The sequence below is a fragment of the Pseudomonas sp. PDM17 genome, from assembly GCF_014851985.1.
Lineage (GTDB): Bacteria > Pseudomonadota > Gammaproteobacteria > Pseudomonadales > Pseudomonadaceae > Pseudomonas.
The window spans coordinates 642,453-657,569 of sequence record NZ_JACVAT010000002.1 but is presented as its reverse complement, the minus strand read 5'-3'; the positions used below and the strand labels follow the sequence as shown (position 1 = coordinate 657,569).

The following is a 15,117-nucleotide window of genomic DNA, read 5'->3' as shown; positions in this document are numbered from 1 at the left end:
CTCCTCAGGCGGCATCGCGCTCGGCGAACACGCGGCGGGCGACGCCCAGCGCGGTGGAGGCCGTCGGCCAGCCGGAATAGAAAGCCAGATGGGTGATGGCCTCGATCAGCTCCTCGCGGGTCAGGCCGTTGTCCAGCGCCTTGCCCAGGTGGAAGTGGAGTTCATTGGCCTGGTAGCGCGCCACCAGGCTGGAGACCGTGACCAGACTGCGGTCGCGGGGCGAGAGGCCAGGGCGCTCCCAGACATCGCCGAACAGCACCTGGTCGGTGTAGTCGGCCAGCGCCGGGGCGATATCGCCGAAAGCCTTGTGGGCGGTAGAAGCTGGTTCGCTCATGGTGTTCTCCGCTTGACCCGTTGACTGGGGACCATGCTAGGCCCTGCCACGCCGGCGATTAAGCGCCGAAACGCGTTTGGACCTATGAGGCAGCCTCATGAATGCCCCGGCATAACCCATGAGCCAGGCTCATAGGCGAATGCGGTTTCAACCGTCTAATCACGGTGAAAGTCCTTGAGTAAAGTCCATTCCAGACGTTTCGCCGGGCATTCCTGCCCTTCCCGCTTCAGGACTGACTTTCGATTGGAGAGACTTCGATGGACAAGCGCACACTGGGTCACAACGGCCTGCAGGTATCGACACTGGGCCTGGGCTGCATGGGCCTGAGCTACGGTTACGGGCCGGCGGTCGACCGCTACGATGGCATCCGTTTGTTACGTACTGCCTTCGACAGCGGCGTGACCTTCTTCGACACCGCCGAGGCCTATGGCCCCTTCGCCAACGAGGAACTGCTGGGCGAAGCCCTGGCGCCGGTTCGCGACCAGGTGGTGATCGCCACCAAGTTCGGCTTCAGAGACGGTGACGTTTCCCTCGGCCTAGACAGCCGCCCGGAGAACATCCGCGCCGTGGCGGAAGCCTCGCTCAAGCGCCTGAAGACCGACCGCATCGACCTCTTCTACCAGCACCGGGTCGACCCGAACGTGCCCATGGAAGACGTCGCCGGCGCCGTCGGCGAGCTGATCCGAGAGGGCAAGGTGAAGCACTTCGGCCTCTCCGAAGCCGGCCCGCAATCCATCCGCCGCGCCCATGCGGTGCAGCCAGTGGCGGCGCTGCAGAGCGAGTACTCGCTGTGGTGGCGCGAGCCGGAGAAGGAAATCCTCCCGCTGCTGGCCGAACTGGGCATCGGCTTCGTGCCCTTCAGCCCGCTGGGCAAGGGTTTCCTCACCGGCGCCATCGACGAGAGCACGCAGTTCTCGGCCAGCGATTTCCGCAATGTCGTGCCGCGCTTCTCCGAGGAGAACCGCAAGGCCAATGCCGGGCTGATCGACGTGCTCGGCCGCCTCGCCGAGAGCAAGGGCGCGACCCGCGCGCAGATCGCCATCGCCTGGCTGCTGGCCCAGCAGCCCTGGATTGTGCCGATCCCCGGCACCACCAAGCTGCATCGCCTGGAAGAAAACCTCGGCGCGGCCTCGCTGGTGCTGGACGCCACCGACCTCGCCGCCATCGAAGCGGCGCTGCGCGAGATCAAGATCGTCGGCGAACGCTACCCGGCGCATCTGCAGCAACGCGTCGGACGCTGAGGGAAAGCCCGGCGCCCATCGGCGCCGGGCGCTTGCCATCAACCCTCGAAAGTCACCGGGCGCAGTGGCGCAGTATTGACCTTGAGTTCGAAGACGTCCGGCCGCGCGTAGTGGCCGACCACGTCGAAGTCGAGGTTGCCCTGCTCCAGCAGGCCCATGTCGAGGTCGGCGTAAAGCTCGGTCTCGCAATCGAACACCGGCCCGGCCAGCACCTCGCCCAGCGGGCTGACGATCATGCTGCCGCCGCGCATGACGTAGTCGTCTTCCTGATGCGCCAGGCCGAAAGCCTCGCGGTGCTGCTGCGGGTACTCGCCAAGGCGGATCGCCTGGCAGGCCGAGAGCACGAACACCCGGCCTTCCAGCGCGATGTGCTGCATCGACGCAGCCCAGGTCGGGCGATCATCCGCCGTCGGCGCACAGTACAGCTGCACACCCTGCGCATACATGGCCTGGCGCAGCGCCGGCATGTAGTTCTCCCAGCAGATCACACTGCCCAGCACGCCGAAGTCGGTCTGCACCGGCTCGATGGTCGAGCCGTCGCCGAAACCCCAGATCAAGCGCTCCTGCCCGGTGGGCATCAGCTTGCGGTGATAGCCGGCGATGCCCCGGCCGGGCGCCAGGGTCACGGCGGTGCAGTAGAGGGTGCGGCCGTGGCGCTCGATAATGCCGACCACCGTCGTCACGCCCGTCTGCTCGACGCTTTCGGCCAGCGCGGCCAGCTCCGGGCCGTCCAGCGCCACGGCGCCCTCGACGTAGCGCTGGTAGAGCTCGCGCCCGGCGGCACTGCGGTTGCCCACCACGCTGCCAAAGGCTGCGCCCTTGGGGTAGCCGCCGATGTAAGCCTCGGGGAATACCGCCAGTTTCGCGCCCTGCTCCGCCACCCGGCGCAGGATGCCGGCGGCCTTCTCGACGCTGGCCATGGGCTCGTAGGGAACGGAGGCGGCCTGGATGATTGCTACACGGGTCATGGGGACTCCTGTCTGGGGCTGACTATCTGAAAATTTTTTGGGGCCTAGAAGCGGCTGATGTCGTTGTCGCGGGTTTCCGGCAGGGTCTTCCACAGCACCACCAGGCAAACCAGGGAGACCGCCGCCAGATAAGCCGCCGGCAGGTTCGCGTCGCCGGTCTGGCGGATCAGCGCGGCAGCGATGAAGGGACCGGGGCCGGCGAGGATCGCCAGGGCCAGGTTGTGGCCCAGGGCCGCGCCGGTGGAGCGGATCGACGCCGGGAAGACCTCCACCAGCAGCACCACGTCCATCACAGCGGTGATCGCCACCAGCACGCCCATCACCGTGAGCCCGGCGAGGATCGCCAGCGGGTTGCCGGTGTTGAGCAACAGGAAGATCGGGTAGGCCAGCACCGTCAGCGCAGCGGCCGCGCCCAGCAAGAGTCTGCGCCGGCCGATGGCGTCGCTCAGGCGGCCGATCAGCGGGTTGACGATCACGTAGACCACCAGCGCGATGCTGCACAGCCACAGAGCGCTGCTGCGCGGCAGGCCGACGGTGCTGACCAGATGGTTGTTGGCGTAAGTGATGAAGTAGTACAGCGACACACCGAACAGCGCGGAGAAGGCGAAGGTAGTGATGAACGCCCGGCGGCGCACGGCCTTGCTCGGCGCCTGGGCCTTGAGCGCATCACGCTGGCGCACCATTTCCTCGTAGACCGGCGTATCCCCCAGCTTGCGGCGGATGAACACAGCAATGCCGGTCATCACGATCGACGCCACGAACGGCAGGCGCCAACCCCAGGCCGCCAGCTGCGCATCATCCAGCGCCGAGGAAATGCTCGCAGCGGTGAAGGTGCCGAACAGGAAGGCCAGCCCGGCGGTGCCGGTGATCACGCTGGCGGCGGTGGCGCGGCGGTTCGACGGCGCGCTTTCGACGATGTAGATGCCGGCGCTGGACCACTCGCCGCCGACCATCATGCCCTGGATGAAGCGCATGGCGATCAGCAGGATCGGCGCAGCGATGCCGATTGCCTCATAGGAGGGCAACAGACCGATCATGGTGGTGCACACGCCCATGCCGAACACCGTGATGATCAGCACCGCGCGGCGGCCGAAACGGTCGCCGATGGGACCGAGGATCAGCGCGCCGAACGGCCGCGAAAGGAAGCCCACGGCGAACACCGCCAGCGACGAGAGCAGCGAGACTCCCGGCGCGCTGGAGGGGAAGAACAGCATGCCGATCACCGCGGCGAAGTAGCCGTAGATGGCGAAGTCGAACCACTCCATGAAGTTGCCGATGCCGACCGCGATGGCCCGCTTGCGGATATCCGACTGCCCGCCCCTGGTACGGATGCTGCTTGCACCCACGCTTTGCGAAATCGCGTCCACAGGATTCTCCATCCCTTGTTATGGTTGTGTGGACGCCAGACTAGGAATCCCCGCGGGCGCAGGGCAAACGATTAGGAAATATGAGCCGGATTAACGTACGTAATATCTCGCGGATCGACCTCAACCTTCTGCTCACCTTCCACTGCCTGATGACCGAGCGCAGCGCTACCCGCGCCTCGGCCGTGCTGCACGTGACCCAGGGCGCGGTGAGCGCGGCGCTTCGCCGGCTGCGCGAGCATTTCGCTGACGAACTGTTCATCCGCACCGCCTCGGGCATGCAGCCCACGCGCAAGGCGATGGAGCTGGCGCCGAAGATCGCCGAGGCGCTGACCTCGATCTCCGGCGTGCTGGGCAGCGAGCCGGAATTCTCCGCCCACGAGTCCAGCTATGTGTTCAACATCGGGCTGTCCGACGACATCGAGGCCTGCCTCGCGCCACGTATCGTCAACGCTGCGGCGGCCGAAGGCCTGGGCGTGAGCTTCGCCTTCCACCAGAGCAACAGCTCGCTGTGGAAACAGTCCCTGCAGGACCCGGACATGGACCTGGTGATCTGCAGCGAGCCGAAGGATTTCGGCACCAGCTACTCGTCCCAGGTGCTGTTCTCCTCGTCCTACTCCTGCCTGTACCGCCCGCGCGGCCGTGCGGCGGACCAGCCCATCGGCCTGGAGGAATACTTCGCGGCGAACCATGTGCGGGTGTCCTACGACGGCCGGCGCGGCTTCATCGACGACATGTTCGAGGCCGCCGGTTATGCGCGCCGGGTCACCGCCTCCTTCACCCACTTCAGTGGCGCGCTGACGACGCTGATGAGCAGCGAAGTGATCGCCACCATCCCGACCTTCGCCGCCGAGAGCTACGCGGCGATGACCGACCTGACCGTCAGCCCGGTGCCCTTCCCGGTGCCGTCCTTCCGCTGCTTCATGCTCTGGGACATCGCCCGGCACAACAAACCGCACCACGACTGGCTGCGCCAGTTCATCGGCGAGCTGGGGCAGAAGCTGGGTTGAGGCGCTCTGCGCCGTGCCCGATGGAAAACCACCTCCCCGCCTGACGCCGATCCCGCTTTTGCAGGATGGGTGGAGCGCAGCGATACCCATGCTGGCCGTGCGTGTGCGTTGATGGGTATCGCTGCGCTCCACGCCATCCTACGTAGTGTCTCGGCCGGCTTAACGCGCCAGCGTTATGCGCCGTGACGTAACCGGCGGATAACCCGTGCCGGGTTATGCGCCCTACGTCAGACACCGGATTCAACCTGTAGGAGCGGGCCATGCCCGCGATCGCGCGCATGGCGCGCTCCTACAAGGTGTGCAACGGCACCGGGCGGAATAACGGCTCGCTGGCCAGCACCTTGATGCCGGCTGGCGAGCTTTCCAGCAGGCGGCGTTCGCTGTCGGCGACCTGCAGCTCCAGGTCGAAATCCTGCCCGCCCAGGCTCTCGGCGATGGCGCGCACGGCGTCGCGAGCCCAGGGCAGATCGGAATCGAAATGGCCGAGCAACTGGCCGTGGCGCTGGATAATCAGGCGGTACTTGTGCATGGCGAACTCTCGCGAAATCGAAAGGAAACTTACTTGGTATCGGATCGAAACATTGACAGAGCCTACCGTCCTGATGGATTTTGTCCAGGTAGTTTTTGGTCGATACCATTTCCAAGCCCGAGAATCCCGACATGAGCCTGCCCGCCGTTTCCCTCGATGCCCTCCTCACCGGCCAAGCCGCGCCCTTCACCCGGCCCGGCTCGCGCAGCGCCATCGCCAAGCAACCGCGCCAGGCCACTCTGGCGGTGACCACGCTGGGGCTGGAGAGCGACGAGCAAGGCGACCTGCGCGTTCACGGCGGCATCGAAAAAGCCATCCATCACTACCCCCGCGAGCACTATGCGGCCTGGGCCGCCGAGCTGGGCGAGCACCCGTTGCTGGGCCAGCCCGGAGCGTTCGGCGAGAACTTCAGCACCACCGGCTGGACCGAAGCGGACCTCTGCCTGGGCGACCGCATCCGTGCCGGCACGGCATTGCTGGAAGTGTCCCAGGGGCGCATGCCCTGCTGGAAGCTCAACGACCGTTTCGACGTGGCGCAGATGGCCCTGCGCGTGCAGGAATCCGGGCGCACCGGCTGGTACTACCGGGTGCTGGAGGAAGGCTCGGTGGCCGCCGGGGCATCACTCGAACTGATCGAGCGGCCCTATGCCGAATGGTCGCTGCAACGGCTCTCCACCGTGCTGTTCGACAAGCGGGTGGACGCCGACGTGCTGCGCGGATGCCTGGAACTGCCGCTGCCGCCGAACTGGCGCCGCACCCTGTCGCGGCGCCTGGAGAACGGCGCAGTGGAAGACTGGAGCCCGCGCCTGGAAGGCAGCCCGAAGGCCTGACTCAGGACTCCACCGCGCGTGCCGGAACCTCTGCCGGCGCACGGTGCAGGCCGATGGCCCAGAGCACGCCGACGGTCAGCAGGACGATCGCCAGTGCTTCCACCGGGCCCGGCAGCCGCTGCTCGTTGATGTAGGCGTAGGCGCAGGCGAACAGCGTTTCGAAGACGATCAGCTGGCCGCCGAGGCTCATCGGCAGGCGGCGCGTCGCGGCGTTCCACAGACTATTGGCGACCCACGAGCCGAAGATGGCGAGGAACAGCGAGACCCAGAGGAACACCATCCAGCGCTCCGAGGAAATGCCGGTCGGCACCGCCTGCGGCGCAATCAGTACACCGACGCCCGCCATCACCACGGCCATGACGCCGGTGACCACGCCGGTCAGCGTCGACCATTCGTGGCTGGTGAAGTGGCTGGCCTTCAGGTAGCGCGCGTTAGCCGTGGCGAACCAGGACCAGCAGACCACCGCCGAGAAGCCGCAGACGATACCGAGGATGCGCTCACCCGGCGTGCTGCCGTTGGCCATCAGCGCCGAGGGATCGAGGTTGATGCAGAGGATGCCCAGCGCCACCAGCGCCAGCGGCATCTTCATCCGTGACAGCGGCAGCGAGTCCTGCTCGGAACGGCTGCGATAGCTGATTGCCAGCGGCATGATGCCGTTGATCAGGGAGGCCGCCGCCACCCCGGCGAACTGCACCGCCGCCGACAGCAGCGCGAAGTACAGGAGGTTGCCGGCCAGGGACAGGCGAATCAGCATCGACAGGTCCTCGCGGCTGACCCGGCGCAGCAGGCCGAGGGCCACGGGCAAGGCGATCAGCAGCGAGATGGCGCCATACAGCGCGAAACGCACGGAACTGATCAGCAGCGGGTTGAATTCCGGCACCAGCGACGGCGCGAGGATCACCCCGCCCCAGATTGCCCCTGCCATGCCTGCGTAGACCACCCCGCGTTTCATTTCCAACAACCTCGATACTTCAGTGAGTGCCCATAAAGAGCCGTCACGGTAGCGGTTGTGGTAGGTTCTGACCAAGGATAAATCCGCACCGAGACATTCCCACAAGGAATGCCTCAAGCCTTTCACCGGAGAGCCGTCATCAGCCGTTACCTGCGCACCCTGCCCCCCCTGGAAACCCTCATCACCTTCGAGGCCGTGGGCCGCTATGGCAGCTTCACTCAGGCCGCCACCGAGCTGTTCCTCACCCAGAGCGCGGTGAGCAAGCAGATGCGCGCGCTGGAAGACAGCCTCAAGGTGCCGCTGTTCGAGCGCAAACCGCGCGGCGTGACCCTCACCGCCGCCGGCGCGGAACTGCTGACCACCGTGGACATGCTGCTCGATCGCCTGCAACACAGCGTGCGGCGCATCCGCAACGTGCATCAGAGCAACGCCGTGTCGGTGCTGGCGACCCATGCGCTGGCGCAGTTCTGGCTGTTCCCCAAGCTGATCGAGTTCAACAAGGCCCACCCCGGCATCGCCGTGCATGTCCACGCGATCAACGAGATCGATGAAGCCAGCCTGGTGGATTTCGACCTGGGCATCCTCTACGGCGCCGGCGACTGGACCACGCTGAACAGCCGCTTCGTGCTGCCGGAGGTGGTCTACCCGGTCGCCCGGCCGGACTTCGACGCCTCGCGCATCACCACCCTCGACCAGCTCGCCGCCGCGCCGCTGGTGCAGCTGGATACCTCAGCCTGGAGCTGCCTGGACTGGCACGACTGGTTCGGTCACTTCGGCAAGGATTACCAGCCGGCGGAGAGCGACCCGGTGTTCAACCAGCTCACCCTCGCCTACCGCGCCGTGCAGCAGGGCATGGGCATCGGCCTGGCCTGGGGCTTCATGGCCGACGAAGCGGTGGCCAACGGCGAGATGCAGCGGGTGACGGACCTGGCCATGGTCACCGAGCGCGGCGAGTACCTGGTGTCCCTGCGCCACCGCCAGCTGTCACCGGCGGCGCAGTTGTTCCATGACTGGTTGCTGGCGTCACTGGGGCTGGACGAAACGCCCACGTAACCGCTCGATCACCTGCTCGATCGACGGCCCCTGCACGGCGGGCGGCACCGGCGCTTCGCCGAATTCACGCCAGACGAACAGGGTCAGTTCGGCGCCGTCGGTCTGGGTGGAGGCATCCTCGATATGGGCGAACTGACTTAATGAGCGATAGCGCTCATCGGCCCAGAAGGCTTCCTCGACCCAGGCGTATACCGGGATGAAATGGAAGTGGATGGGGAAGCCCGGCGAATGGCCGAAACGGCCGATATACAGCCATCTGGGTTGCAGTGTTGCTTCGAGGATGCGCTGGACCTTCGCCATCAGCACGCCCATTTCCGCCAGCGCGGCTTCCGGCAAGTCGGCCAGAGAATCCACCGGCTGCTTCGAACCGAGCATCAGGTAGCCCGGCAAGGCGGACGCCAGATGGTGGTTGAGCAGCCAGTGCTCGGTCTGGTGGATGACGTGGGTGGCAGGAATCTGCATCGACTGGCGTCCGGCACAAAACGGGACGCCAGCCTAGCAGAGGTCCGTATCAAGCGAGTGCAACCCAGCCACGGAAGGCAAAGCCGACGTAGAAGGCCTCGATGCGGCTGAAGCCGGCTTCCCAGAGCAGCGCTTCGTCCTGCTCGGGGGTGAGGATGTTCAGGTGCGCATCCACGGCGCTGCGAGCCTGCTGCGCGCTGGCGGGTTCCATCCCCGCGCTGACGGCGAACTCGGCATAGCGCGACAGCCAGCGCGCCCGCTCGCCAGCGCCTTGCGGCGCGCAGAGATGGGCCATGACGAAGGCAGCGCCGGGCCTCAACCGGGCGTGGATCTCGCGCAGCACGCGCAGGCGTTCCGCCTCGGGCAGGAAATGCAGGGTCAGCAGGCAGGCACCGCCGTCGAACGGGCCCGGCGGAGCGTCGTCGATGTAGCCCTGCAGCAGGTCAGCGCGCCCAGCGTTCGGCCCGAGCATCTGCGCGGCCACCGCGAGCATCTCGGCGGAGGGGTCAACGCCGGTGAAGCGCCAGGCCGGCTGAGCTTCGGCGAAGGCGCGCAGCTCCATGCCGCCGCCCGCGCCGAGTACCAGCAGGTGGCCGTCGTGCGGCGCCTGCTCGGCCAGCAGGATGGCGGCCATGCGGTGCAGGTCGAACAGGCCGGGGACGAAGCGTGGCGGGTTTTCCGCGTAGCGCGCGGCGGCGTCGGGATCGTGGAACGGGGCCATCAGTTCGGAGGGGGTCATGCAGAGTCCTTTCTGGTCACTCGCTGGCTAATAGCTTCTTCAGCTCCCGCTCGCTCACGGCCTTGGCCATGGCGGTGAGGAACACCTTGAACAGCAGCCCGCAGAACATCGCCGTCAGGGCGATGGTGAAGAAGGTCGCCACCAGCCAGTCGACCGGCGCCCAGCCACTGGCGATCACTACCGGACGGTAGACCAGGGTGCCGGCGATCACCACCCAATGGCTGAAGCAGTAGAAGCACTGGAACAGGTGGCCGACCTGCGGGTGGACCTTCCAGGCCAGTGCGCGCAGGGGGGCGAAGAGTTCGGTCTGGGTGACGGTCATGGACAGCGCGGAGGCGGCGATGGCCAGGGCAAGGCAGGTCCACAGCGCGCCGGCCAGCGGCGAGTTCAAGAGATCGATCATGGGAGGTTCCTGGTGGGCTTGGTATCTTACGTTACTTTTAAAGTAACTTGATTGAGCACGCAGGGTCAATGCCGGTCATCGACCGGCATTTCAGCCAGGAATCATCAGTGGCCTTTCGGGTAAAGCGCCGTGAAGCGTTCGGCGAGATCGGCCAGGGACACGGCGCCCAGGCGTTCAAGGAGGATGGCGGTGGCCTGCTCCATGGCGTCCTGCAGCGCGTCGTTGACCACCTTTTCCACCAGGCAGTCCGGATGCACGTTATCGAAGCCCATGGCGAACAGGCGCTCGCTGCCCACCGCTCGGTAGACATCCAGCAGCGTCACCTGCGCCAGGTCGCAGTCCAGCGTCCAGCCGCCGCCGTGGCCCTTCTCCGAGCGCACGTAGCCGGCCTCGCGCAGGCCACCCATGGTCCGCCGCACCACGGCCGGGTTGGTACCGAGCATCTGGGCGATGCGCTCGGAGGTCACGGGCTGGTCGTCGCGGGCCATGTGCAGCAGCACATGGAGCATGCGCGAGAGGCGGCTGTCGGTTCGCACGGTGGGGTCTCGAAGGTGAAGGCGACTGCATCATCGCACCCCGCCGCAGCGCGGTTCAAACCCGTCTGCCACTGGCATTGCCATGGGAATGGGCGACAATGGCGTTCACGCGCCCTCTTCCGTCTCCTCGCGAGCCATCGACCATGAACGATCTTTCCATCCAGCTGGTGCAGACCGGCCCTGAACACCAGGACCTGATCCGCAACCTCTATCAGTACTACGCCTACGAGTCGTCGGACTGGGAGGACGAGGACGTGGAGGTCGATGGGCGCTTCTACATCCACGAGGAGCACCTGGCGCGCTACTGGAGCGAGCCGGAGTGGAGCGCCAACCTGATCCTCGCCGACGGCTTCATCGCCGGCTTCCTGCTGGTGGAAGGCAGCGAGCTGCCGGGCATCGACGCGCTGGAGCTATCGGACCTGTTCGTGCTGAAGAAATACCGTCGCTCGGGGATAGGCCGCGCACTGGCCAACCAGGTGCTGCTGGGCAATCCCGGCCCCTGGCTGGTGCGTTTCTATTCCCAGGACGAAGTGGCGGCGGCCTTCTGGAAAGCCGTGTTCGCCGACCTGCCGCGCCCGGTGCAGAGCATCGAGCCGGGGGACGACCCGCAGCTGGTGAGCTACCTGATCAGCCCGGCGACGCACTGAGCGCGCTGTACGCCAGGATCAGTCTTCTGTCATTTCCGATCATTGAGCGACCTGCCGGAGCGGCCGTATCGTCCTGAGTGAACAACAAGAACTCTCAGGAGGTATTCCCGTGACCGCACTGAACCTGCATCCCCAGGCCGCCGCTTCGCTGGCCAGCTGGCACCAGATGGTGGCTGCCAAGAACCTGTCCAACCTGCCGCAGCTGCTGGCGCCCAACGCGGTGTTCCGCTCGCCCATGGCGCACTCGCCCTACCCCGGCGCGCCGGTGGTCTCAACCATTCTCAATACCGTGCTGCAGGTGTTCGAGAACTTCACCTATCACCGCGAGCTGGCCACCGGCGACGGCCTGAACGTGGTGCTGGAGTTCAGCGCCACGGTGAACGGCAAGGACCTCAAGGGTATCGACATGGTGCGCTTCGACGAGGACGGCAAGATCGTCGAGTTCGAGGTGATGGTCCGCCCGCTCAGCGGCCTGCAGGCCCTCGGCGAGGAAATGGGCCGCCGCCTGGCGCCCTACCTGGCGGCCGCCAAGGCGCAGACCGCCAAGAGCTGATTGCCCGCCACGGGGATTTCTGCTGGGATGAGCCATCACCCGCTTCAAGGAAATCCCCATGGCCTCCTACGAGGAACTCTTCTCCATCGGTGAGGGCTTCGACGCCTTCGTCGCCCACGGCCTGCTCGGCGAGATTGCCGGGGTGCGCAAGGTCCAGCAGCAGTTGGCTGAACCCGGCAACATCAGCGCCGACACCCTGCGCCGCATCCAGGCCGTGGAAGGTCGCTACCGCCTGCTGATCGCCGGTGAGATGTGGTGCCCGGACTGCCAGATCAACGTCACCGTGATGGATCATCTGCAGCGCCTGCAACCGCGCGTGGAGCTGGCGGTGATCACCAAGGGGCGTGCCGAGGACGACCTGCGTGAACGCATGGAACTGGACCGTATCCTGATCCCGGTGGTGCTGGTGCTCGATGGCGACTTCCAGCCGGTGGGCCGTTTCATCGAACGACCGCTGGAAGTGGTGGCAGGTGGTGATGCGCTCAAGCCTGCGTACCGTGCAGGCGAGTACCTGGAAAGCACGCTGACGGACCTGCTGGAGCTGTTCGAGAAGGCAGAAGGCCGGGCGTAAGCGCGCCTTGCCGGCGCATTCACGGGCATGGCTTGGTCCTACAGGTCCGTCATCTGCAGGGGCGTAGGGCGCATAACCTGGTACAGGTTATCCGCCGACACTTCGCGGCGGATAACGCTGGCGCGTTATGCGCCCCACAGGCGTCGGCCCCACAACTTCGGCACCCTGGACACTCGATCGTAGGATGGGTGGAGCCTGCGATACCCATCAACGGAGTTGCCGGTAGATCGATGGGTATCGCTTCGCTCCACACCATCCTACGGACGCAACGAAGGCCAGCGGCCCGGCCGTGAAGGCGAAGCCATGAAAAAGCCCCGCAATGCGGGGCTTTTCCGTTCAGGCCAGGCGGATCACATCGAGTACTTCACCGTGAACATCAGGTTGCGCGGCTCGCCGTAGTTCAGGTTGCCGAAGCTGATGCCGCTGTAATAGTACTTGTCGAAGATGTTGTTGAAGTTCAGCCGGGTGTCGATGTTCTCGTTGACCTTGTAGCCGAGCATGGCGTTGGTCACCGTGTAGCCGCCCTGCTGGAAGCCGGTGGTGGTGTCCTCGGTCTGGCTCTGGGTTACCAGGTTGCCGCCCACGCGCCATTGGTGCAGCTCGCCGGGCAGGGTGTAGCTGGTGGCGAGCTTGAACAGGTGGCGCGGCTTGCTCGGGTCGAACGGCTTGCCGACGTTGTCCTCGTTGCTGTCGTGCTTGTACTTGGCGTCGACGTAGGTGTAGCCCGCCATCGCCTGCCAGTTCTCGGTCAGCGCGCCGCTGACTTCCATGTCCACGCCCTGGCTGCGCACCTTGCCCGAAGCGCGCGAGCAGTAGATCGAGGTCGGCGAGCTGGGGCACGGCGAGGGACCGCTGGTGTCGTCGGTGGCGCGGTTTTCCTGGTCGATCTGGAACAGCGCGATCTGGGTGTTCAGCGTGCCGCCGAAGTGCTCGCCCTTCAGGCCGATCTCGTAGTTCTTGCCGGTGATCGGGTCGAGCAGGCTGCCGCTGGAATCGAAGTTGCTCTGCGGCTTGAAGATGTCGGTGTAGCTGGCGTAGACCGAATAGACGTCGTTCAGGTCGTAGACCACGCCGGCGTAACGGGTGACGTTGCGGGTGACCTTCTGGGTGCCGGTATCGTTGTGCGGGTCGGCCTCGTACCAGTCCAGGCGGCCGCCGAGGATGACCTTGAGCGGGTCGGCGACGTTCAGGCGGGTGGTGACGTAGGCACCCTTCTGCTCCTGGTCGAGCTTCATGTTCCAGAGGCTCATGTCGATGTTCGGCTTCTGCACCGAGCTGGGGTCCCACTTGGTCGGGTCGAACGGGGTTACCGGCGAGCCATCGTTGTAGGTCAGGTCGCCCCAGCCGCCGTGGCCGTCGAAGCGCTCTTCGCGGTAGCTGCCGCCGAACACCAGCTCGTGCTCGCGGCCAAAGGCCTGGAACGGGCCGTTGGCGAAGGCGTCGTAGCTCTGGTGGTCATCGGTGTAGGCGTACTGGCCCGGCCCCTGAATCATGGTCGGACAGCCTTCAGTGTAGTAGCAGCTGTTGTACAGGCCGAGCATGTCGATGCGCGCCCACAGCTTGTCGGCGGCGACCTTCATCTGCCAGCCGTTGTCGAAGCGGTGCACCACGTCGCCGAACAGGTGGGTGGTGGTGGTATCCCAGTAGGACCAGTCGGCGCCGTAGTAGTCGGAGCGCTTGAGGTCCAGGTGACGACCACCCAGCGGTGCCGGCAGGCCTACCCAGTTGTCGTTCTTGTTGTCGTTCTGGTAGGACGCCCCCAGGGTCAGGGTGGTGTCCGGGTTCAGGTCGGCCTCGGTGATGCCGTAAAGCACACCGCGCTCGCCGCTGACCACGTCCTGGAAACTGTCGCGGGTCTCGTAGGCAGCCACCGCGCGGCCGCGCAGGGTGCCTTCGCTGTTCAGCGGGCCGGACACGTCGACTTGGCTGCGGTAGCGGTCCCAGGTGCCGGCGCTGCCTTCCAGGCTCATGTGGAAGTCCTGGGTCGGGCGCTTGCGCACCATGTTGACGGCGGCGGCCGGGTTGCCCGCACCCTGCATCAGGCCGGTGGCGCCGCGCACCACTTCGACGCGGTCGAACATCGCCAGATCCGCGGCGGAAATCACGTCCTGGGTGTAGGTGGAAATGCTGGTGGCGAGGCCGTCGTACATGATGTTGTCGACATCGAAGCCACGCGCGGCGTAGCTCACGCGCGCCGGGCCATACTGCTGGACGGTCATGCCGGTGACGCCGCGGATCGCGTCGTCGAGGTCCTGCATGTTCTGGTCTTCCATCTGCTGCCGGGTGACCACGCTCACCGACTGCGGCGTCTCGCGGACGGTCATGTTCAGCTTGGTGGAAGTCTGCATCACGCCGGTGGTGTAGGAGCCGGTGCCTTCGGTGGTGCCCGGCGCCACAGGGGCGGCGCCGACGACTTCGGTGGCGCCCAGGTCGACACTGTCGTTGCCCGCGGCGCCATTGCGCACACTGCCACTGACCTGCGCGCTGTTGCCGTTGACCGTGCCCTGCAGGCCGCTGTCCGCCAGCAGACGATCGAGTGCCTCGCCCGGCTCCATGTTGCCCTTGAGTGCCGGCGCGCCAACCCTGGCGATCTGGGCACGGTCAAAGGAAATCCGCATTCCGGTTGCGGACTGCAATTGCTCCAGGGAAGCGGCCAGGGGCTGCTTGGGCAGGTCGATGGCCACGGGGGCGGCGACCGCGGAGAGAGCAAGGGTGGAGAGACTGAGCAGGAGCGCGCCCGAGGCTACGTCTTTCATCTGCTGGAGGATCCTTCGGTGCGAGGTTTGCGCTCTGTTGGCGCAATGACTCGGTTGGCGAATGCCGGCTGGTGGACGCCGACGGGGAGCCAAAGTGTATGCAGATGTAAATTCTTTGTAAATGCGAATACTTCGTATCTTATTTCTCGAAAAACCACCCATGGCTGCC

17 protein-coding genes are annotated in these 15,117 nt (G+C 65.9%); 7 read left to right on the top strand and 10 right to left on the bottom strand.

Annotated elements, in window-relative coordinates; all coding sequences use genetic code 11:
* Window positions 1–4: 4 nt before the first annotated feature.
* Entirely contained in the window at window positions 5–334 is a 330-nt protein-coding gene (locus IB256_RS08680) for a carboxymuconolactone decarboxylase family protein (RefSeq protein WP_088421705.1), read from the bottom strand.
* A 257-nt stretch (window positions 335–591) separates the two neighbouring features.
* On the opposite strand from IB256_RS08680, the gene IB256_RS08675 reads away from it, so the two are divergent.
* Window positions 592–1,575 carry an aldo/keto reductase gene (locus IB256_RS08675; RefSeq protein WP_192402124.1) on the top strand — a complete coding sequence of 328 codons (984 nt, stop codon included), beginning with the start codon at window positions 592–594 and terminating at the stop codon, window positions 1,573–1,575.
* Window positions 1,576–1,613: 38 nt separating this feature from the next.
* Here IB256_RS08675 and IB256_RS08670 read toward each other — a convergent pair whose 3' ends face one another.
* Window positions 1,614–2,543 carry a carbon-nitrogen hydrolase family protein gene (locus IB256_RS08670; protein WP_192295695.1) on the bottom strand — a complete coding sequence of 310 codons (930 nt, stop codon included), beginning with the start codon at window positions 2,541–2,543 and terminating at the stop codon, window positions 1,614–1,616.
* 44 nt (window positions 2,544–2,587) lie between these two features.
* A complete protein-coding gene (locus IB256_RS08665; RefSeq protein WP_192402122.1) occupies window positions 2,588–3,910 on the bottom strand; it encodes an MFS transporter in 1,323 nt (440 codons plus the stop codon).
* 80 nt (window positions 3,911–3,990) lie between these two features.
* On the opposite strand from IB256_RS08665, the gene IB256_RS08660 reads away from it, so the two are divergent.
* Window positions 3,991–4,917, top strand: a complete 927-nt coding sequence (locus IB256_RS08660) for a LysR substrate-binding domain-containing protein (protein WP_192295697.1) — start codon at window positions 3,991–3,993, stop codon at window positions 4,915–4,917.
* Window positions 4,918–5,206: 289 nt separating this feature from the next.
* On the opposite strand, the gene IB256_RS08655 is transcribed toward IB256_RS08660, so the two are convergent.
* Window positions 5,207–5,446: a cytoplasmic protein gene (locus IB256_RS08655; RefSeq protein WP_192295698.1), complete on the bottom strand. Its 240-nt coding sequence runs from the start codon at window positions 5,444–5,446 to the stop codon at window positions 5,207–5,209.
* Window positions 5,447–5,577: 131 nt separating this feature from the next.
* Between IB256_RS08655 and IB256_RS08650 the strand changes: the two genes are divergently transcribed.
* Window positions 5,578–6,276, top strand: a complete 699-nt coding sequence (locus tag IB256_RS08650; RefSeq protein WP_192295699.1) for an MOSC domain-containing protein — start codon at window positions 5,578–5,580, stop codon at window positions 6,274–6,276.
* Window position 6,277: 1 nt separating this feature from the next.
* On the opposite strand, the gene IB256_RS08645 is transcribed toward IB256_RS08650, so the two are convergent.
* A complete protein-coding gene (locus IB256_RS08645; protein WP_192402120.1) occupies window positions 6,278–7,228 on the bottom strand; it encodes a DMT family transporter in 951 nt (316 codons plus the stop codon).
* A gap of 108 nt (window positions 7,229–7,336) precedes the next feature.
* On the opposite strand from IB256_RS08645, the gene IB256_RS08640 reads away from it, so the two are divergent.
* A complete protein-coding gene (locus IB256_RS08640) occupies window positions 7,337–8,281 on the top strand; it encodes a LysR substrate-binding domain-containing protein (protein WP_225601673.1) in 945 nt (314 codons plus the stop codon).
* Here the strand turns inward: IB256_RS08640 and IB256_RS08635 are convergent.
* From IB256_RS08635 to IB256_RS08620, 4 genes are all read right to left on the bottom strand, one after another.
* A complete protein-coding gene (locus IB256_RS08635) occupies window positions 8,252–8,743 on the bottom strand; it encodes an HIT family protein (protein ID WP_192402118.1) in 492 nt (163 codons plus the stop codon). The two genes, IB256_RS08640 and IB256_RS08635, sit on opposite strands and share 30 nt — an antisense overlap.
* Before the next feature lie 49 nt (window positions 8,744–8,792).
* Window positions 8,793–9,482: a class I SAM-dependent methyltransferase gene (locus IB256_RS08630; RefSeq protein ID WP_192402116.1), complete on the bottom strand. Its 690-nt coding sequence runs from the start codon at window positions 9,480–9,482 to the stop codon at window positions 8,793–8,795.
* Between the two features lie 16 nt (window positions 9,483–9,498).
* Entirely contained in the window at window positions 9,499–9,885 is a 387-nt protein-coding gene (locus tag IB256_RS08625; RefSeq protein ID WP_192295703.1) for a DUF1360 domain-containing protein, read from the bottom strand.
* A 104-nt stretch (window positions 9,886–9,989) separates the two neighbouring features.
* Window positions 9,990–10,421, bottom strand: a complete 432-nt coding sequence (locus IB256_RS08620) for an Rrf2 family transcriptional regulator (protein WP_192295704.1) — start codon at window positions 10,419–10,421, stop codon at window positions 9,990–9,992.
* A gap of 143 nt (window positions 10,422–10,564) precedes the next feature.
* Here IB256_RS08620 and IB256_RS08615 point away from each other — a divergent pair, with 143 nt between their 5' ends.
* The 3 genes from IB256_RS08615 to IB256_RS08605 all read left to right on the top strand — a co-directional run bounded on the left by IB256_RS08615 (window position 10,565) and on the right by IB256_RS08605 (window position 12,192).
* A complete protein-coding gene (locus tag IB256_RS08615; protein WP_139791711.1) occupies window positions 10,565–11,068 on the top strand; it encodes a GNAT family N-acetyltransferase in 504 nt (167 codons plus the stop codon).
* 109 nt (window positions 11,069–11,177) lie between these two features.
* Entirely contained in the window at window positions 11,178–11,621 is a 444-nt protein-coding gene (locus IB256_RS08610; RefSeq protein WP_081520850.1) for a nuclear transport factor 2 family protein, read from the top strand.
* Between the two features lie 58 nt (window positions 11,622–11,679).
* Entirely contained in the window at window positions 11,680–12,192 is a 513-nt protein-coding gene (locus tag IB256_RS08605) for a thioredoxin family protein (protein WP_192402114.1), read from the top strand.
* Between the two features lie 350 nt (window positions 12,193–12,542).
* Here IB256_RS08605 and IB256_RS08600 read toward each other — a convergent pair whose 3' ends face one another.
* A complete protein-coding gene (locus IB256_RS08600; RefSeq protein WP_192402113.1) occupies window positions 12,543–14,948 on the bottom strand; it encodes a TonB-dependent siderophore receptor in 2,406 nt (801 codons plus the stop codon).
* Window positions 14,949–15,117 lie beyond the last annotated feature (169 nt).